The following is a 20863-nucleotide window of genomic DNA, read 5'->3' on the forward strand; positions in this document are numbered from 1 at the left end:
TAGATTTGTAGACTAGTATAGGTATAAACATTTAAAATTTTTAACATATGTCACTCAGATTAGGAGATATTGCACCGGATTTTCAGGCCGAAACTACTCAGGGGCCTATCAGTTTTCACGAATGGTTAGGCAACAGCTGGGGGTTGTTATTTTCGCACCCTGCAGATTTTACCCCTGTTTGTACTACGGAGTTGGGTAAAACCGCTCTTTTGAAAGGCGAATTCGAAAAGAAAGGCGTTAAAGTAATAGCTGTTTCAGTAGATGACCTGGATTCACATAACAGATGGGTTCCGGATATCGAAGAAGTGAACGGTGTGAAGATGAATTTCCCGATCATTGCTGATCAGGACCGCAACGTAGCCACTCTTTATGATATGATTCACCCGAATGCTTCTGAAAAAGCGACAGTTCGTTCGGTGTTCATCATCGGACCAGATAAAAAAGTAAAACTGACATTGACTTACCCGGCTTCAACAGGTCGTAATTTCCAGGAATTGTTAAGGGTTATAGATTCTCTTCAGCTAACGGCCAACTATTCAGTAGCTACCCCTGCTGACTGGCAGGATGGCGACGATGCTATCGTGGTGCCGGCAGTTTCAACGGAAGATGCGATCGCCAAATTCCCGAAAGGCGTTAAGATCGTTAAGCCGTATCTGAGGTACACTCCTCAGCCGAATAAGTAATAAAATCAAAGGGCCGGTCGTTTAGAAATTGGAAATTGCCAGGGTTTTACAGGCACTTTTTCTGAACGACCGGTTTTTGTATTATTTATTTATTGCAATGCGATTTAAGAATCGTATTTTTGCCAAAAAAGATTTTCTCCGTGCGGAATTCCTACAGCAGAAAATATTCGAAATGGTACCACAAATGGCTCAACTGGATTTTCCATTGGAGGCTGTGGTATCTCTTAGTCTTTTCGGGTATCATAGTCATGTATCCTATATTTGTCAGTGATGGACAAGGCTGGAAATTTGTTGATACTTACGAGATTAGCCTCCCGCTCAAGCACCAGATACACGGCATCGATGTTTCTCACCACAATGGACTGATAGACTGGGCAAAAGTCAAAAAGACCCAGAAAAACAACGCTTATATCAAATTCGCCTTCATCAAAGCTACAGAGGGCACAGATCTTCAGGACAGGTATTTTGACATGAACTGGAAGCAGGCAAAAAAACATGGATTTATCCGTGGAGCCTATCACTTTTTTGTGCCCTATTCTGACCCGAAACTCCAGGCCCTCAATTTTATACTGAAAGCCAAACATGAAGAAGGGGACCTGATCCCCGTCCTTGATTTTGAGATCAACGGGAAGACCAAAAAGGAGCGTGAAAATATGGTAGAGAACGTCAGGATCTGGCTGAACACCATTGAGTCGCATTATGGAATCAAGCCGATTATTTATACCAACAGATTTATATATAACCAATACATCGAAGATAATTTCAAGGATTATCCCCTGTGGATATCGCAGTATGATTCGGGTGACCTGGAAGGGTATGATGACGGTGAAATCGTGTTGTGGCAACACTCCTGTACCGGAAAACTGGACGGCATCAACGGACACGTGGATTTCAATGTATTTCTGGGCTCCGATTTCAAGCTGGATAAACTGAGATTTTAGTATATTATTTTCAGTAAATTCTGAAAATATAATTTTAATAGATATTTCTGAACATTTAATAATTACAATATACCCCTTCAAGAATGCTGCATTCCATAAGTTTTTCGGAAACCAAGTCGTTTAAAAAACTGAAGAGTCACTATAAGACTATTTCAAAGAAACCACTAAAAGAACTCTTTGCGGAAGATCCGAAGAGATTTTCTAAATTTTCATTGAAATTCAATGATATACTCCTTGATTACTCCAAGAATAATATCACGGGACGTACTTTGTCTTACCTGACTGAGCTGGCTGAAGAATGTCAGTTGTCGGATGCCATTGAAAAAATGTTTTCCGGTGATGAAATCAATGCCACTGAAGGCCGTGCCGTATTGCACACTGCCCTCAGAAACAGGTCGAACACCCCGGTTCTGGTAGATGGAAAAGACGTAATGCCTGATGTGAATGAGGTGCTGGATAAGGTGAAGAATTTCAGTGAGTCTATCCGTTCAGGCCAGTGGAAAGGTTATACCGGTAAAGCCATCACTGATATTGTCAATATCGGTATCGGCGGCTCTGACCTGGGTCCTGTAATGGTCACAGAAGCCCTGAAAGCTTATGCCAAAAAAGGCCTTTCTGTTCATTTTGTATCTAATGTGGACGGCACGCATATCGTCGAGGCTCTGAAAGGCCTTAACCCGGAAACCACCTTGTTTATGGTGGCTTCAAAAACTTTCACCACACAGGAAACCATGGCTAATGCGGTTTCGGCCAGAACCTGGTTCCTTGAGAAAGCCGTTGACGCTGAATTTGTGAAAAAACACTTTGTGGCTATCTCGACCAATGCTGACGGGGTGGCTAAATTTGGCATCGATACCCAGAATATGTTCGGTTTCTGGGATTGGGTAGGGGGCAGGTATTCGCTCTGGAGTGCTATCGGTTTGTCTATCGCCTGTTTTGTGGGTTATGACAAATATGTGCAGGTATTGCAGGGAGCCCATGAAATGGACCTTCATTTTAAAAATACGCCGTTTAAAAAGAACATCCCGGTTTTGCTGGGTCTGCTGGGCATCTGGTATAATAATTTCTTTGATGCACAAACCCATGCCATCCTTCCTTATGATCAGTATCTGCATCGTTTTGCGGCCTATTTTCAGCAGGGAGACATGGAATCTAACGGTAAGTATGTAGATCGATCGGGAAAGACCGTTGATTATCAGACAGGTCCGATCATCTGGGGCGAGCCGGGCACCAACGGTCAGCATGCTTTTTACCAGCTGATACACCAGGGCACCAAACTGATCCCTTGTGATTTTATTGCCCCGGCGGTTTCACATAATCCGATCGGTGACCACCATAAAATGTTGTTGTCGAATTTCTTTGCACAGACAGAAGCTCTGATGAACGGAAAATCAGAAGAAGAAGTGGTGGCAGAGTTTAAAAAAGCCGGAAAATCAGATTCAGAAATCGAATTTTTAAAGGCTTATAAAGTATTTACCGGTAACAGACCAACCAACTCAATCCTGGTGAAGAAAATCACGCCGAAAGTACTCGGCAGTCTGATCGCCATGTATGAGCACAAGATTTTTGTGCAGGGTGTGATCTGGAACATTTTCAGCTTTGATCAATGGGGTGTGGAGCTTGGAAAACAACTGGCCAATAAAATTTATCCGGAACTTCAGGATGAAGAAGTGGTTTCAGGACATGACAGCTCGACCAACGGCCTGATCAATACCTACAAGAAATGGAGAAAATAGGCTTTTAAGCCTATTTTTTTTATATGAATCTTTCAGTAATTATTGAAAAGATAATATTTATTAAATTTTTTGATTTTTTACTTGGAAATATAAATTCAATAAATTAAGTTTGAACTATCAAATCAGTTTGATGATTTTAGTCAAATGAACGGTTTGAGTGGAGTTATAAAAATGGACTTACGTGCATTCCTTAATATAAAATTTGGTATAACATTCCGGCTGTTTTTCGCCGGATTTGTTATCATGTTTGGAGTTCATTCGGAAGTTAAAAGTCAACCGGTTGCTATTGAGCCGAAAACACCTTATGAAATCAGGTTTGTTGATGTAACTTTTCAGTTATCAGATGTTGCCAGATATTTGCTCAGTCAGGAAATTGCTTATTTAGACAAGAATCCCCACATTAAGCAAGACTATTTAGAAAAACTATCTTTGTATCTGCCCGTTATTGATCCTATGATCAGGAATGCCGGCGTGCCTGAGGATTTTAAGTTTTTAAGTGTCTATTCAAAATTTCAGAAAAGTGTAGGTTTGGTTTCCGTATTGGAGCCGGGTATTTTCTGGTGTATGGACAATGCCAAGGCATTGGATGTCGATCTGGAAATCAACCGCATTGTAGATGAAAGAAAACACCTTACGCTGGCCACGGCCGGTGCCCTGGTGAGTTTAAAACGTAATAATATCCTTTATAACAGCTGGGGTTCTGCTCTTTTTGCTCACATAGCAGACAGGAGCGTCATCAAAACTCTGGACATAGGAAAGAAATGGAACGGCAATAAGTTTATCGTACTGGATTCGCCGGCATATAGTTCTTTAATACATTTTCTGGCCTTTAAATGGGTGATGGAACGTGACTGGCCGGGTTTCAGGCCTGAGGTACACAGGATCGTTTACGAGTACCCCTATGGAAAAGGCAAAAGCCTGAATCTTATCGGGGCTGATCTGCAGGTAGAGCCCAAAGACCTGGTCGAAAGTAATAAATGGCTGAAGGTTAATCTTGTGCCGGATCGCAAATCGACGGTTATCGTAGTGATCCCATCGTCAAGATATCATGAGATCAGGAAACTATCCGAATTGTCCCGGAATCTGGGCATATCAGGATACGAATCAGGTTTCCCGGTTTTGAAAGAAACACCGGCTTATTCAAAAGGAAAAGGCGGGGTGTTTTATAAGATCAATGATAAAAAGGGGATCAGGGCTGATTTTTGTGACAGTCATGTGACACTAGCCTATAAATCTGATCTGAGCCTGAAGAAATTTCTTGACTACAATGAAATGACGGAGAAAGACGTCACTACGGTAGGGCAGGTGTATTACCTCCAGGAAAAGAACGGAAAGGCCAAAATTCCTTTTCATATAGTAAAGGAAGGAGAGACGATCTGGTACATTTCTCAGCTTTATGGCGTGAAAATGTCGACCCTGCTGGATTTTAACCGTATGGATGCCGTACAAAGGCTTCAGCACGGAAGGGTGATCTGGTTACAAAAGAAAAGATCGAAGAAAAGGCCGGTAGAGCACGTGGAGCTGCCGAAAGAAGAGATTACTTTCCCTGAGGAAGAAGTGGTGGCTGCTGCAGAGCAGGAGCAGGTGATTCCGGTAGAAAAACTGGTGTCTGAAGCACAGAAGCCTGCGGAGGTGAAGCCCGTTGAGCAGAAACCGGCAGATCAAAAAGTCATAGAGGTAGTTAAAGAAACTCCGAAAGAGGTCAAACCTGTAGAAAAACCAAAGACTGAAGAAACGGTCACGGTGATAAAACAGGAGCCTAAAAAAGAGGTTAAACCCACGGTAGCTGAAAAAAAACCTGAGCCGAAGAAAGTGATTGAAGAAGATATTCCCGGATCAGAAATCAGCGATGGATATATTTATCATATTGTAAAGCAGGGAGAAACCTTATACCGGATATCGGTCAATTACAAGGTAAGTGTAGAGAAATTATATAAGCTTAATAACCTGAAATCGAATACAATCGAGATCGGAGACAGGATCAGGGTTAAGCCCATTTAAGATAGTAATAAGTAGTATAGATTCACTCGATAGCTCGATTAGCCCTGGTCATTGGCCGGGGCTAATTTTTTTGGGATGGAGAAAGGAAAAAAGGAGGAAGGGAAAAGGATGATTGGTGTCATGTCATGGAATAAATTTTGGATGTCAATTACAAAATAGTGCTGATCATGGATAGCAAACGTCGTATACAACCTCAAAGATGGATTTGCATCATAAACAAATCACAAAAAAACTCAGGAGTTAAAATGATTGTAGAGCTGAGAACCGGCGTAGAAGATCATGACCAGGCATAAGGTCACTTTGGCGAATATACCCACCAAAAAGCCGATGAAGCTTCCCAGGGCGGCTTTAAAGGCCTTGTTGAAGTTGTTTTCATTGAGCATCTCACCCAGGAATGCCCCGGCAAAAGCCCCGATGAAAATACCGAACGGTCCCATGAAAAGCCCGGCCAGCATACCGATGAATGAGCCTGTTACGCCATATTTGCTGCCTCCGAACTTTTTGGTGCCCCAGATGGGTACGTAGTAGTCCAGAACAGTGATCAGGACTGTGGCAGCCCCCAGCCAGAACAGCAAATTGTCAGAGAACTGTGCGTAATCAGAAAAATGAAGTAAGAGAATGCCTCCGAAACTCAGAGGTGGTCCGGGCAGAGGTAAAACAGCTCCTGCCAGCCCGATAAGCAGGCAGGCAATGCCAAGAATAAGCAGGACTACTTCCATAATCAGGCTTCCTGCAGGATCGGCGTCGATTTGATCCTTTTTTCATTCAGGAATTCTCCGATGCGGTTGGTAGCCAGTTCGAGCGTGTCGGTATCCGGCAAAAATACCACCCTGAAGTGAGACTTGTCAGGATAGTTGAATCCTTTCCCTGAGACCACGAAGACCTTTTGCTCTGTCAGTAAGTCCAGCACAAACTGTTCATCATCTACCAGGTTGAATTTCTTAAGATCTATTTTCGGGAAGACATACAGCGAGCCTTTGGGCTTGACACAGGTAATTCCCGGAATATCCGTCAGTTTGTAATGCACCAGGTCTCTTTGTTTTCTCAGTCTGCCGTTTTCAGCCACCAGGTCATTGATACTCTGATATCCGCCTAAAGCGGTCTGAATGGCGTATTGGGTTGGTACATTGGCACATAACCTCATGCTGGCCAGTAGGTTGAGGCCCTCAAGGAAAGACTTGGCACGGTGCTTGGCCCCGCTCGGGATCACCCAGCCGCCTCTGAAACCTGCCGCACGGTAGTTTTTGGAGATGCCCCCGAAAGTCATGAAAAACACGTCTTCCGAAAGGGTGGCTATAGGAACATGAACGTTGCCGTCATACAGGATTTTATCATAAATCTCATCTGAGAATATGATCAGGTTATGTTTTTCGGCCAGTTTTACGATTTGCTTCAATACATCTTTCTCGTAAACCGCCCCGGTAGGGTTGTTCGGATTGATGATGACGATGGCTTTGGTCTTGGAAGTTATCTTGCTTTCCATGTCCTGGATATCAGGATTCCAGTCGGATTCCTCGTCACATATATAATGTACAGGTTTACCGCCCGACAAGCCTACGGCTGTGGTCCAGAGCGGGTAATCCGGTGAGGGGATCAGTATTTCGTCGCCCTGATTCAGCAAGGCCTGCATGGTCATGACGATCAGCTCACTGACGCCGTTGCCCACAAAAATATCTTCAAACTGAACGTCTTTGATACCGATTTGCTGGGTATAGTGCTGAATAGCTTTTCTGGCAGAGAAAATGCCAAGATGGTGAGAATAGCCCTGGGCGTTTCTCAGGTTAAGGATCATGTCATGAACAATTTCATCAGGGACATCAAATCCGAACGGGGCGGGATTGCCGATGTTAAGATTGATGATTTTCTGACCCATGGCTTCTAGCTGCTGAGCTTTTTCAAAAACCGGGCCTCTGATAGCGTAGCTCAGATTATTGAGCCTGTCGCTTTTTAAAAATTGTTTTGACATGTTATTTTTGCTTTTCAAGGAAGCTTTTTATGTTTTTATCAATCCTTTCCGTTATATCCGTATCATTTTCAGGAACAAACTTTTCGCCCATAACATTCTCGAAAAGTTCAATATATCGCTTACTTATCTCTTCAACCTTTTCGTCGGTCATTTCAGGTACGGTTTGCCCTTCCTTGCCCTGGAAATTATTGGCAATCAGCCACTCTCTCACAAATTCTTTCGAAAGTTGTTTCTGAGGCAACTGGTTTTCCTGGTTGTACTCATAGTTTTCAGCATAAAAATACCTGGACGAATCCGGTGTATGCACTTCGTCGATCAGGTAAATGACACCGTCTTTTTCTCCGAATTCATATTTGGTATCTACTAAAATCAGGCCATTCTTGGCAGCGATCTCAGTTCCCCTTGCAAACAGCTGAAGAGCGTAAGCTTCCAGTTGTTTATATTTTTCTTCTTCTACAATTCCTCTGGCTATAATTTCTTCCCTTGAAATGTCCTCATCATGTCCTTCATGAGCCTTGGTAGTGGGAGTGATGATAGGCGTCGGAAACTTGTCGTTTTCTTTGAGTCCTTCCGGCAACGTTACGCCGCAAACCGATCTTTTACCTGATTTGTACTCTCTCCAGGCATGGCCTACCAGGTAACCTCTGACCACCATTTCAACAGGGAAAGTGGTGCACTTGATGCCAAAAGAGACGTTCGGGTCAGGAGTTTCAAGCAGCCAGTTGGGAACAATATCTCTCGTGGCTTTCAGATATTTGGATGCGATCTGGTTGAGTACCTGACCTTTGCAGGGGATAGCTCTGGGTAAAACCACATCAAACGCAGAAATTCTGTCGGAGGCGATCATCAGGATTTTATCACCAAAATCATATACATCACGGACTTTACCTTTATATAAACCTTGCTGGCCGGGGAAATTAAAACTGGTCTCTTTTAAGCTGCTCATTGAAAACTTTAGGTGTATTTTTTGCAAAGTTCGGTTTAATTACCAATCTTTTGTAATTTTCGAAGGACTATTTTTCGTTTTTTTGAATTTTTTATTCTCGCTGTTTTTCAGGTTATCCAGCAACTGCAGGGCTTTTTCCTTGGATATTTTAGCCTGGTTATAAGGGTCCAGCACGTCCTTTTTTTCTTCCGACGATTCTACTTTACCCTGGCTTATCTGCTGTTCTTCAGAAGCAGACGGGGGCGGCGGGCTGGGCGGAGCGTATTTTTTTCTGATGTATTCGAAATTATACCTGGCCGGATTGTTTTCAGGTTCTACTTCTATGGCCTGTTTAAAATATTCGAGGGCTTTGAGGCTGTCGCCTGATTGTGCCGCAATGATTCCCAGCTGATTCAGGCTGGCAGATTGAATGGATGAGCCGCCAAGCCCCAGTGTTTTACCATAGTTTTTCCTGGCATTGATGGTATCTCCTATCAGGAAATACGCATTGGCTACATTGATTCTCATTTCAGGCTCAATCAGGAAACTGATGTCTTCCAGTTCTTTGTATTTAATGATGGCCCTCTGATAATCCTTCTGAACAAAGCTCTTTCTGAACTCAGCTTTCAGCATGTTCTTTTCTTCAATATTGGTGAGATACTGAAAGTTGACCAGCAGATTGATGATATAGAAAATATATTGAAACACTTTTAGAGCTTAATGATATTGATGGTGATCAGAAAATCAAACGTAATGAGTAATAACGCCAAAATTAAGAAATACTGGTATTTATTGTTGGCCACCATCACTTTTCTCATGTCTATTTTCTCTTCCTGTATCAGGTTGAGCTTTTCAATGAGCTGGGGCAACTGATTGGTCTGGTTGTTGATCAGGAAGTACTCTCCTCCTAATTTGGTGGCCAGTTCTTTGAGGTTCTGCAGGTTCAGACGCGTGATGACCTCTATCCCGAACTCATCCTTCCTGAATCCTCCGTTCATGGGTATTTTACCTCCCTCAACGGTTCCTACCCCCAAAACCATTGACTTTACATTCTTGTTTTTCAGGATTTTAAACCATTGGTTGTCGAGATTGCCGAAGTCTTCGCCGTCGGTAACCAGGAGTATCACTTTTGACCGGTCTGTTTCTGAGGTCAGGTTATCCAGTTTATTGTTAACGAGTTCGAAAGCCGCATTAAAATCAGTGCCGTTAGTAGGCAAAACAGTGGTATTGATAGACCTGATATCAATTTTTAGGGCTTCGAGATCGTAGGTCAGCGGAGTATTCAGATAAGCCTCACTGCCAAAGACAATCAGGCCTATCCGGTCCGTTTTAAACTGATCGATGAGGTTATTGATCTCAATTTTTATCTTGTCCAGTCTTGAGGGCTGCACGTCGTTGCTGTTCATGGAATTGGACAAATCCAGCACAATGTAGATGTCCTTTCCGGTGCTCCGGGCTTCGGTTTCAGTAATTCCGAAACTTGGTCCCAGCAGGGCGAGTATCAATAAGGTAAAATAACTGGCACGTAAGAAAAACTTAATCAGCACAGAGCCCCCTGCTGTATTCAACTTCCTTGAGATGAGAAACACCCTCAGGAAATAGATGAGATACACCACGATGAAAATGATAATAAAGAGGTACTCTGTGGATGAAAAGGTTTTACTCCAGTTCATTATTTTTTGCCGGTTGAAATCAGGTTAGCCATTAGTCTGAAAGCCCCGGGCACACCCGCCGGCAGCTGTCTGAAAAATGATAACGCGGTAAATACATAGTGGCCTTTGCCATAAGGTGTATAAAGAAGCGATCCTTCCAGGTCTTCCTCACCTTCATCGTGCATGCCCAGTATGGTGGTGTACTTGTCAGACCACTGGTCAGCATAGTATAAGCCCCTTTCCTGCACCCATCCTTTGAAATCGGCCGGACCGATTTTGTTCGGGTAGTTAAGCAGGGGATGTGCCGGGTTCAATATTTTGATCTCTGCATTTTCGTCTGTTACACGTCCTCTTCCGATGGTGAAAGGATGCGGTCCCAGGTTTTTGGTTTTAACCGTGCCATAAAACGCCTGGGTCTGGTACTGGGTAATCACGTTGCCTCCGTTTTCCACGTATTTCATAAGGGTTTCGAAGGAGTTGACCAGCCAGTCTTCAGTGTTATAGGCCCTTACACCAATCAGGATGGCGTCATATTGGGCCAGGTTTTTATTGATATTGTCGTTGTTGAGTTTGACGACTTCGTAGCCGATCTGTCTGAGAGCATCCGGCACTTCATCACCGGCTCCGGCGATGTAGCCTATTTTGGTGCCTTTTTTCTTCAGGTCTATTCTCACCGCTTTGGCTGTGGCTAAAGGATAAAGGTTAAGCTCAGGAATATGCTCGTATTTGATGTTCTTAATGCCCCTGTCGTAAGTTCCGCTGGAAGTGACTGCAACAGCTTTCAGGTCAATTTCCGAAGCCGTGGCCGGGGGAGTGACTGAGAAGGTAATTATTTTCTCCTGGTTCTTGTCTGTCAGTTCCACAGGGATTTCAGCCGGAGAGGATTTCCAGCCGGCACCCAACTGCAGTTTAACAGATGCCTTAAGATTAGGTTTGCCCGCTTTCACAATGACAGAAACCTGCTGAGGGGTATTGTCAGCAAATGTGTAAACCTTTTGCTCGGGGGTTACCATCACTTCAGGCCTGACTTCAAAATACCTGTAGATTTCTCCGATCGACGGTTCCACATACTTAAATCTCAGTGGGGTGGTGAAGCTGAAAGCCTGACCAAGGATTGTCACATCAAAGGTACAATTGATGTTATCAGGTTTCATCGGTAACCCGACCAGCTGCTGATCATCTACTTTATAAAATCCTTTTTCAGGCTCTTTTACCAGCCAGTAAGGTTGTGTAATCGGAGCTGAAGCCGGCAATATTGCTTCAAAAGGAATTTCCAGCAGTTTGTTATTCGAAAGGGTGGTGTTAAGTACCATATCTTTTTTAACAAGGCCGTTGATCGAGATTTTATTAACCACCACAGCCGCATCGCTGCGTTTGATGAAAGAAGCAAAGCCCTTGAATTTTTCACCAGGATAAATCGAGTACGCAGTCGGATTGGCTTCATAGAATATACCGGCCGTGGCAATGATCAGCTGGTCCAGCTCTTCTTTTTTATTGGTTTTATAGATCGATTCCGGTAGCTGGTCCATCATCTCCCTGATCTTGAGTAGCCCGGGAAGACTCAGTGAGGGGTTTGAAATATTATAGGCAGCAATCACTTCAGAGATGGCCTTATCGATTTTTCCGCCTCCCGGAATCCTGTTCCAGGTCAGGTCAACGCCGTCAAAAAGGTCATTTTTAGCAGGCTCCCCCTTGATATGTATCGCATAATCAAATCTTTCGTTGCGGACTTTAGCAGAACCGAAGCCCTGGCTTTTGTGCATGCTGCGGGCTTCAGCGGCGATTTCCGGATAAGATTTACCCAGCAGGGCATTGTAGTCGCCCAACGAGAGTTTAATGAAACTTTCAGCTTCCGGGGCATTGTTGGTAAAGCCACGGCTGAATGAATTCCAGACCACACGTTTGGCCTGCCATGGTTCTACAAATTTCAGCTGTTCCGGAAATTTGGTCGGGTCGGCGGCCTGATCAAAAGCTTCGGCCGAAAGAACTGCTGATGCGGAGTGATGACCGTGACCTGCTCTTTCATCCGGCGGAAAACGGTTGATGATTACATCCGGTTTGAATTTCCGGATCCTCCATACCACGTCTTCCAGGACTTTGTCATGCCCCCAGGTGCTCAGGGCTTCTTCGGTTTTTTTGGTAAATCCGAAATCAATGGCCCTGGAAAAATATTGCTCTCCTCCGTCTACTTTCCTTGCCTCAAGCAACTCGTGGGTTCTTAAAATCCCGGTATAAGCCCCCTGTTCTGTTCCGATCAGGTTTTGTCCGCCATCGCCCCTGGTCATTGACATATAAGCTGTTCTGACGTTTTTTTCTTTTGATAACCAGGCAATGAGCAGGGTGTTTTCATCATCGGGGTGGGCGGCCAGGTACATGGCGTTGCCGACCACTTTGAGTCTGTTAAGTCCCTGCAGGATTTCACTGCTGCTTTGTGCTTTGGTCTGGGCTTCTGAATAACTGAAGGCAAAAATGAAAATCAGGCTAAGGAAGAGTTGTTTTTTCATGTTTCTTTGACAATACTTTTAGTTATAATGAGTAAGGTTTACATTTTATTACTTATATCAGCGGGTTTTAGTTCAATCGCGAGGCAAAATAGCAAGTATTTTGCGATTGAGAAAATATAATACTCCGCTCTGTAAATCCTGATCTGCCGGGACTTAGGCACTGCATTCGCCATTTGCCTGTTTTTTTGCCATTATTGCGGTCTGAATTGCCCTGAAAGACGAATGATTGCTCTGGAGAAAAACAGAAAATTATCTTTTTTTTAGTTTTTATTGAATAATACTTTTTAATTGTGTCCCGGAATCATAAATTTGCGAAAATCTAAAATTTGTTAATCTTAAAAAAACCAAAATAACATAAACCTTATGAATTCAATTGTTTACTTAGTTCCTGCCTTCGGGATAATCGGGTTGTTGTACACCGCCTGGAAATTTTCCTGGGTGTCGCGTCAGGAAGCCGGGGACGAAAACATGCAACGCCTCTCAGGATACATCGCTGACGGAGCGATTGCATTTTTAAAAGCAGAATGGCGGGTTTTGGCCATGTTTGCTCTTCCAACCGCCCTTATCCTTGCCTGGTTGGGTATGGATGAAGGTACTGTCGAAAATCCGATCCATTCTTCACCGATCATCGCTGTGGCCTTTTTGATCGGAGCAGTTTTTTCTGCGTTTGCAGGTTATGTAGGGATGAAAGTTGCTACAAAAGCCAACGTAAGAACTGCTCATGCAGCCCGTACGTCATTAGCCAAAGCCCTGAATGTGTCATTCACCGGTGGAGCTGTGATGGGTATGGGTGTTGCCGGCCTTGCTATTTTAGGTTTGGGTGGATTATTCATATTATTTTACAACCTCTTCGCTCAGGGCCAGGCACTGACTTCTGACGAAATGAGAAAAGCCATCGAGGTATTGGCCGGATTCTCTCTGGGAGCAGAATCAATCGCCCTTTTTGCCCGTGTGGGTGGTGGTATCTACACCAAAGCTGCCGATGTTGGAGCTGACCTTGTGGGTAAAGTAGAAGCGGGTATTCCTGAAGATGACGTCCGTAACCCTGCCACCATCGCGGATAACGTGGGTGATAACGTGGGTGACGTGGCCGGTATGGGAGCTGACCTTTTCGGATCTTATGTAGCTACTATCCTGGCAACCATGGTATTGGGTCAGGAAATCAGCGTGACAGATAATTATGGCGGATTCTCTCCGGTATTGTTGCCGATGCTGATTGCAGGTGTAGGTCTTCTGGCTTCATTGGTCAGTACTTTCTTCGTAAGGATCAAAAACGAAACGTCTTCTGTACAAAGTGCCCTTAACCTGGGTAACTGGGCCTCTATCATCATTACTTTGATTGCCTGTTATTTCCTTGTTAAAAATATTCTTCCTGAAACATTGAACCTGAGAGGGTTTGAATTTACTTCGAATGGTGTTTTCGGAGCCATTGTTGTCGGTCTGATCGTAGGAGCCCTGATGTCTATCATCACAGAATACTACACAGCTATGGGCAAGCGTCCGGTAAATTCTATCATCCAGAAGTCTGGTACAGGACATGCGACGAACATCATCGGCGGTCTTGCGGTTGGTATGGAGTCTACCGTGCTTCCTATTCTTGTTTTAGCGGCCGGTATCATCTTCTCTTACAGCTTTGCCGGTCTTTATGGTGTTTCTATCGCTGCGGCCGGTATGATGGCTACTACGGCCATGCAATTGGCTATTGATGCTTTCGGACCTATCGCGGATAACGCCGGTGGTATTGCCGAGATGTCTCAGTTGCCTCCTGAAGTCCGTGAAAGAACAGATAACCTGGATGCGGTTGGTAATACCACTGCAGCTACCGGTAAAGGTTTTGCGATTGCCTCTGCTGCCCTTACTTCGCTGGCTCTTTTTGCCGCTTTTGTAGGTATTGCGGGTATCAGTGCTATTGATATTTACAAAGCTCCTGTTCTGGCAGGTTTGTTTGTCGGTGGCATGATTCCTTTCATTTTCTCAGCCCTTTGTATCTCAGCAGTAGGTAAAGCCGCTATGGAAATGGTGAATGAAGTTCGTCGCCAGTTCAGAGAGATTCCTGGTATCATGGAATACAAGGCTCAGCCTGAGTATGAAAAATGTGTGGAAATCTCTACTAAAGCCTCTATCAAGCAAATGATCCTTCCGGGTGCCATTGCTTTGATCGTGCCTGTTCTGGTTGGTTTCGGTTTCAAAGGTGTTTTCGCAGAAACGAGCTCAGCTGAAATCCTGGGTGGTTTGCTGGCCGGTGTAACGGTTTCAGGGGTATTGATGGGTATGTTCCAGTCTAATGCCGGTGGTGCATGGGACAACGCCAAAAAATCATTTGAAAAAGGAGTTTTGATCGATGGTCAGATGTACTACAAAAAATCTGAACCACATAAGGCTTCAGTGACTGGTGATACCGTAGGTGATCCGTTTAAAGATACTTCAGGACCTTCAATGAACATCCTGATCAAACTGATGTCGATCGTTTCACTGGTTATCGCTCCTTACATCGCAGTGACATCTTCTGCTCCGGAAGTGGTTGAAGAAGTAGTAGCTGTAACAGAAGTAATGCCTGCTAACCTGACTAAGAAACTTTCTTCAGGTGTAGACCTTAACTTCATGGAAGGTGGTATCGAAGATCAGCTGATCAAATTCATTGAAGATGAAAATGCTGAAGCAGGAAAAGAAAACTGGTTCAACTTCGTGAACCTTAACTTTGCTTCAGGCAGTGCTAAAATCGATGAAAATACTTTGGTTGAGGTTAAAAATATTGCAGAAATATTGAAAGCTTATCCTGCTGTAGCCATTAAAATCGGTGGGTATACTGACAATACGGGAGAGGCTGCTGCGAACCTTAAATTGTCTTCTGATAGGGCTGCTGCGGTTAAATCGGCTCTTTTAGGCATGGGCATTGAAGAGAGCAGGCTGGAGTCTGAAGGATACGGAGACAAGCATCCGGTAGCGAGCAACGATACAGAAGAAGGACGTGTTCAGAACCGTCGTATCGCTGTGAGTGTAAGAAAGAAATAAGGATTTACTTTTTATAGCAGAAAGCCCCGGTCAGTTCTGGCCGGGGCTTTTGTTTTATATCTTTTTCAGAACTCCCGATTCAACAGCATAAATATGAGACGCCGATGTGCCGGAAACGGGTTTCCATTTTTTTAGATCAAAAGTGTTCTCTCCGCTTTTGCTGCCTTTTATTTCGGTTGATTTTACCCCGTCAGGCCAGTTTAGAGGTTTGTTTTTCTGACAAGGTTCTGAAAGTCCTTTGTTGACACTTAAAAAATACGCAACTCCCGACCCGAAGATTTTTGAAACGCCTTTCGGATCAACACAAACCGCTGTTTTTTCGCTGACACCGATACCCCGGGCTTTTACTTTCCAGTCGTTTAACGTCCTGGCCATAAACACGATGTGCCTTCCTATCCTGTTTCTGGCATCATAATGGGTATCAGTGATGGTGTTTTTAAGTGGTCTGACATCCAGGAAGTCATTTCTGCCGATGATGATGGCTGGGTGCAGCGGATCACTGAGAGCCTCTTCTGAAGTTACGGATCCTTCCATAGCACCGAAGTAGAGTTTGCCCATGATGGCACATCCTGCACTGGTGCCGCCTACGGTCACTTTTTTCTCATTGATCAGGTAATCGAGGGCCTTGGATAATTTTGTGTTGTTCCAGAACCTGACATAATTTCCCTGGTCGCCGCCTGCGATGAAAATTGCTTCTGCATTTCTCACTTTCTCAGCGATCTCATCCAGGTCTGCAATTTCCCTGCTGTTGACCATCAGCGTTTCAACAGAATTCACCTTGCCCAGGTTGAACAGGTATTTGTTGTAACCATCTTTACCTGAGGCTCTGATGACGACCACATCGCCGCCATCGGCGTTTTGCAGCATCCAGGCGTGGGCTTCGTCCACATCAGTGCTCCCACCCATCAGGATAGTACCCCCTTTGTGATTCGTTTTTACATCTGCCGGATCACCCGTGATCCACGAATCGTAAGGCTGGATTTCAGGTTTATAGGCTGTTGAACCGTGTAAAAAGGTCAGCAGCAGGGATAATTTCAGAAAATTTCTCAATATTAAGATCAGTCTACACGATAAGCGAGCACTTTGTTTTTAAGGAATGTCGGAATCACCAGAAGTTTTTTCGACGGAATGTAGTCGATGTCAGCCGTATTCACTTTTTCGTTGACAAAGTCCAACAACAACTGAATTTCACCGGCAGGAGACACATGCCATACTTTCCCTCTCCACTCAGACGCAAAATAACCACCTTTTCCGTCCGGAACAATGCCGTCTATGCCTTGCATTCCCGAAGCCACCGTGGTATAATTCGCAGTTTTCAGGTCATAAGCCAGCACTTTTCCGTCGCCGTTTCCTACGATCAGTTTGCCTTTTTCATAGAATACACCATTTGGGGTACTTAGAGGGGCTCCTTCGGCTACTTTGATGATTTTTCCCTTTTCAAGTTTCCACAATCTGGCTGGGGTAGAACGCATGTCTGTAAAATAAACCACTTTGTTAACCTCATCAACTGATACGTCGTTAAGGAACGCAGCTTCAGGGACATCGTATTTATTAAGTACTTTTCCGGACTTCAGATCAATTTCCACCAGTTTCAGCAGCTCTGAAACGTACAGTTTGTTGCCCATCACGGCTATTCCCTTGGTAGAGCTGAGGCCTTCGGTCAGTTTGAGTGTGGTGATTTTACCGTTCACATCAATTTTCGAAACGAAACTGTTGTGATTCTGGGCGTTTGGAGAGCCGTTGATGCAAGAGATATAAATGGTTTTATCCTTTTCATTGTAAAACACCGATTCAGGGGTGGTCAGCGTAGTATCGGTTTCCCAGACTTTGGTCAGTTTTAGTTGTCCTGAAGAAGGCAAAATGCTTAAGATTAACAAGGCGGAAAATGCAAACGCTGTCAGTTTTTTTGCAGGTCTCATGATATTTTGTTTTGGTTGAAAATGCGTTTAAGGCAGTAAATATAAAAAATAAGGCGACGCTTTACCGGTTTAGCGGACATTAAATTATTATAGGGTATCATCCTTAATCAGCTGGTAGATGAAGACAGAGATTGAGTAGACAAGTAAATCTATCATAGTGATGGATTATGCTCAAAAACATATATTTTTGTAGAATTATTCTATTCAGACCTGTTATGATATTCTGAACCACCCTTTTGGGGAGGTAATCTGCCCATGTTTCTGGAAGAATTTCCGATTTATTCAATCAAAGTATAACATAATGAAATTTGAAATTAAGGTAAGGCGATTATCCGGAGTAATGATGCTGTCTTTATTATTCCTGAATATCCACATGACTATCGCACAATCTGCAGGGAAGGGCTTTCTGAAGGGTAAAGTGGAAGACAGCCAGACCGGGGCCGCTCTTAGTTTTTCAAGCATCCGTATCTTTAAATCTGCTGACAAAACCCTGGCGACAGGTAACATCTCCGCTGAAAACGGTGAGTTTTCCATTGAAACACCATATGGCAGCTTTTACGCAGAGATTGAATACATGGGCTATAAAACCCTTAAAACTCCCGTTTTTGTTATCTCAAAAGAAGCAAGTGTACATCAGTTGGGATCACTGAAACTGGAATCATCTGCCAACGCCCTGGATGAGGTAGTGGTGCAGGCTGAGAAGAGTTCTATGGAACTGTCACTTGACAAAAGAATATTCAACGTAGGAAAAGATCTGGCCAATGCCGGCGGATCAGCTTCGGATATATTGATGAACATTCCTTCGGTGTCGGTAGATCCCGACGGCGGCATCAAACTCAGAGGAAGTGACAATGTTCGTATCCTGATTGACGGAAAACCATCCGGATTAGTGAGTTTCAAGGGCGGTGGAGGATTGCAGCAGCTTCAGGCGAGTATGATTGAGCGTGTTGAAATCATCACCAATCCTTCAGCCAGGTATGAAGCCGAGGGTATGGCCGGGATCATCAATATTGTCCTTAAAAAAGAAAGAAAAGAAGGATTTAACGGTTCTGTGGAGATCATCACAGGACATCCGGTCAACTACGGCGGAGCGGCTAACCTTAATTACAGACACCGTAAAGTAAATTTCTTCATCAACTACAGCCTGGCCTACAGGATTCAGCCGGGGATCGGCTCTATCTACCAGGAAGTATATAATAATGACACGACCTCTATTTTAAAACAAAATAATGACGGTACGGTGGAAGGGTTCAATACCAATATCCGTGGAGGACTGGATTATTTCTTCAGTGAAAAGAGCATTCTGACCGCTTCTTATTTATACAGAAGAAGCAAAGCGACCAGGGAAACCCACATTCGTTATGAGGATTACCTCTTTAACCTGCAGAATTTCAAAGGAACGACTTTCAGAAGACAGGACGAAAAAGAAACGGAGCCTAATTCTGAATACGTTTTGAGTTATAAAAGAACATTTGACCGCAAAGGCCAGGAGTTTAATGCCGAAGTGCGTTTCCTGGACAACTGGGAAACTTCCGACCAGTTATTTACACAAAGATTTGAATCTGCTGCAGGAGTGCCGGATCCGTCGAAATCAATCCTTCAGAACTCTTTGAATGATGAATTCGAGAAACAACTGCTTTTCCAGGTGGATTATGTGCAGCCGATCGGTAAAGAAGGTAAGTTTGAAACCGGGCTAAGAAGCAGTTTCAGAGACATGGTCAATGATTATGTGGTCAACAACAAGAACAGTGAGGGCCAGTGGGTGCCGATTCCGGGTTTGGTCAACTACTTTATCTATGATGAGAATATCCACGCTGCCTACGGTATTTTAGGGAATAAAACCAATAAAATATCCTACCAGGCAGGGGTAAGGGCGGAATGGACGGATGTGAAAACCACCCTCAGAACGACGAACGAGGTAAACCCGAGGAATTACTTCAACCTGTTTCCGAGTGCCCACGTGAGTTACGAGCTGCCAAAACAAAACGCCATACAGCTGAGTTACAGCCGCAGGGTAAGAAGACCGTTCTATAATGACCTGAGTCCGTTCTTTACTTTTTCCGACAGCCGGAACTTTGCGGGTGGTAACCCGGACCTGAATCCTGAATTCAGCGATGTGTTTGAGATCGGGCACATCAAATATTTTGAAAAGGGCTCATTAGGTTCGTCTGTTTATTACAGAGACACCAAAGGCAAGATAGAAAGAATCAGAACGGTAGATGAGGCCGGAAATTCAAGAACCCTGCCTCAGAATCTGAATGGCGAAAAAGCATTCGGAACGGAATTCTCGAGCCAGTATTCTCCGTTCAAATGGTGGAAACTGGACCTGAACTTCAACTTCTTCCAGGCACAGATTGACGGCAGCAACATCAGTGAATTATACAAGAGACAAACTTACAGCTGGTTTGTCAGACAAACTTCCCGTTTTATATTGCCTAAAAACCTCGATGTACAGCTGAGAGGTAATTATGAAGCACCTCAGAAAACAGCCCAGGGGAAAAGGCTGGCTTTGTACTACTTTGACTTATCTGCCAGCAAGGATATCCTGAAGGGGAAAGGCACCCTGAACCTGAACGTCATGGATATTTTCAATACCAGGGTTTTCAGAAGTATCAACGAAGGGGATAATTTTTATACGGAAGGTCGCTCGCAATACCGCAGACGCCAGGTCAACCTGACACTTAACTACAGGATTAATGAAACGAAGTCAGCTTCAAAAGCTAAAAAACTGACGGTAGAGCAATAATTCAAAAAGATATACTGAGACACAGAGAGGTGTTCTGCTTGAGGCAGGGCACCTCTTTTTATTTTACTGATTAGTCACCCGACTGATAATCAACAGATAATAAATGTTGTTTTTTCAATAAATAATTTAATTTTTAGCATTAACAGTCATTAACAATATTGCTGCTAAACCTTTGATCCTGTATCTGCATCTAATAGACAAATTACAAGATTAAAAGAGTTTTAACATTTAAATAAATATCAATCATGAAAAAGTTAATGTTAGTTGCCGGTTTTATTGGTTTAAGTTTAACCACCTCATTTGCCCAATGGAAATCCGGATATGATCGTGACAACGACCGTTACGACAACCGTAACACCCGTAATACTTATGAAACCCGCCGCGGAGAATCATGGGGATATGACAACAACTGGAATATGATCAGAGGCGGAAGAGGTTCTGTTGCCATTAACTCTTTCCAACGCCAGTCAAGAGACCGTATCGCCGACGGGATTTCAAGAGGTTTGATTACTTCAAATGAGGCTAAAAAACTGCTGGTGTTTGCTGAACAGATTGAAAGAAAAGAGAATCGTTATTTGCGTAACGGTCGTCTGACAAAACACGAAGCAAGAGAATTAACAGAAGATTTAAATGCCCTTAATCATATGATCAGCAAGGATCTGAGAGACAGAGATCGTCAGAGCAATGATGATCGTTACGGCAGAAGAAGATTTTAAAGTGAGAGTATAGTTTTGGTATGTTTTTAATAGACGGTCATTTTGGCCGTCTATTCTTTTTT

General features: G+C 43.8%; 15 protein-coding genes. 7 read left to right on the top strand and 8 right to left on the bottom strand.

Features of this window, described 5'->3' with window-relative positions; translation table 11 throughout:
• Window positions 1-47: 47 nt before the first annotated feature.
• From GVN16_RS07970 to GVN16_RS07985, 4 genes are all read left to right on the top strand, one after another.
• The gene (locus GVN16_RS07970; RefSeq protein WP_166563336.1) at window positions 48-683 is read left to right on the top strand and encodes a peroxiredoxin; all 636 of its coding nucleotides are present in this window, start codon (window positions 48-50) and stop codon (window positions 681-683) included.
• Between the two features lie 140 nt (window positions 684-823).
• Entirely contained in the window at window positions 824-1624 is an 801-nt protein-coding gene (locus tag GVN16_RS07975) for a GH25 family lysozyme (protein WP_310587419.1), read from the top strand.
• An 83-nt stretch (window positions 1625-1707) separates the two neighbouring features.
• Window positions 1708-3360 carry a glucose-6-phosphate isomerase gene (gene pgi / locus GVN16_RS07980; RefSeq protein WP_166563337.1) on the top strand — a complete coding sequence of 551 codons (1653 nt, stop codon included), beginning with the start codon at window positions 1708-1710 and terminating at the stop codon, window positions 3358-3360.
• Between the two features lie 243 nt (window positions 3361-3603).
• Window positions 3604-5361, top strand: coding sequence for a LysM peptidoglycan-binding domain-containing protein (locus tag GVN16_RS07985; protein ID WP_166563338.1), 1758 nt, complete (start codon window positions 3604-3606; stop codon window positions 5359-5361).
• Window positions 5362-5594: 233 nt separating this feature from the next.
• Here the strand turns inward: GVN16_RS07985 and GVN16_RS07990 are convergent, their stop codons facing one another.
• From GVN16_RS07990 to GVN16_RS08015, 6 genes are read right to left on the bottom strand one after another with little or no spacing between them, the layout of a single operon-like run.
• On the bottom strand, window positions 5595-6080 hold the full coding sequence (locus tag GVN16_RS07990) for a DUF456 domain-containing protein (protein WP_166563339.1): 486 nt from the start codon (window positions 6078-6080) through the stop codon (window positions 5595-5597).
• Between the two features lie 2 nt (window positions 6081-6082).
• Window positions 6083-7327 (bottom strand): pyridoxal phosphate-dependent aminotransferase, encoded by a 1245-nt coding sequence (locus GVN16_RS07995; RefSeq protein ID WP_166563340.1) that lies wholly within the window; start codon window positions 7325-7327, stop codon window positions 6083-6085.
• A gap of 1 nt (window position 7328) precedes the next feature.
• Window positions 7329-8273 carry a phosphoribosylaminoimidazolesuccinocarboxamide synthase gene (locus GVN16_RS08000; RefSeq protein WP_166563341.1) on the bottom strand — a complete coding sequence of 315 codons (945 nt, stop codon included), beginning with the start codon at window positions 8271-8273 and terminating at the stop codon, window positions 7329-7331.
• Between the two features lie 39 nt (window positions 8274-8312).
• The gene (locus GVN16_RS08005) at window positions 8313-8960 is read right to left on the bottom strand and encodes a tetratricopeptide repeat protein (protein WP_166563342.1); all 648 of its coding nucleotides are present in this window, start codon (window positions 8958-8960) and stop codon (window positions 8313-8315) included.
• Between the two features lie 2 nt (window positions 8961-8962).
• Window positions 8963-9925, bottom strand: a complete 963-nt coding sequence (locus GVN16_RS08010) for a VWA domain-containing protein (protein WP_166563343.1) — start codon at window positions 9923-9925, stop codon at window positions 8963-8965.
• A complete protein-coding gene (locus GVN16_RS08015; RefSeq protein ID WP_166563344.1) occupies window positions 9925-12408 on the bottom strand; it encodes a PIG-L family deacetylase in 2484 nt (827 codons plus the stop codon). The genes GVN16_RS08010 and GVN16_RS08015 overlap by 1 nt, the downstream gene beginning before the upstream one ends.
• A gap of 363 nt (window positions 12409-12771) precedes the next feature.
• Here GVN16_RS08015 and GVN16_RS08020 point away from each other — a divergent pair, with 363 nt between their 5' ends.
• Entirely contained in the window at window positions 12772-15420 is a 2649-nt protein-coding gene (locus tag GVN16_RS08020; RefSeq protein ID WP_166563345.1) for a sodium-translocating pyrophosphatase, read from the top strand.
• Window positions 15421-15474: 54 nt separating this feature from the next.
• Here the strand turns inward: GVN16_RS08020 and GVN16_RS08025 are convergent, their stop codons facing one another.
• Entirely contained in the window at window positions 15475-16470 is a 996-nt protein-coding gene (locus tag GVN16_RS08025) for a cyanophycinase (RefSeq protein ID WP_166563346.1), read from the bottom strand.
• 8 nt (window positions 16471-16478) lie between these two features.
• On the bottom strand, window positions 16479-17339 hold the full coding sequence (locus GVN16_RS08030) for an SMP-30/gluconolactonase/LRE family protein (protein ID WP_166563347.1): 861 nt from the start codon (window positions 17337-17339) through the stop codon (window positions 16479-16481).
• A gap of 301 nt (window positions 17340-17640) precedes the next feature.
• Between GVN16_RS08030 and GVN16_RS08035 the strand changes: the two genes are divergently transcribed.
• Complete coding sequence (locus GVN16_RS08035; protein ID WP_166563348.1) at window positions 17641-20085, top strand: outer membrane beta-barrel family protein; 2445 nt, start codon at window positions 17641-17643, stop codon at window positions 20083-20085.
• Window positions 20086-20330: 245 nt separating this feature from the next.
• Entirely contained in the window at window positions 20331-20801 is a 471-nt protein-coding gene (locus GVN16_RS08040) for a hypothetical protein (RefSeq protein ID WP_166563349.1), read from the top strand.
• The last annotated feature ends 62 nt before the right edge of the window (window positions 20802-20863 follow it).

The organism is Emticicia sp. CRIBPO (assembly GCF_009905725.1).
Classification (GTDB): domain Bacteria; phylum Bacteroidota; class Bacteroidia; order Cytophagales; family Spirosomataceae; genus Leadbetterella.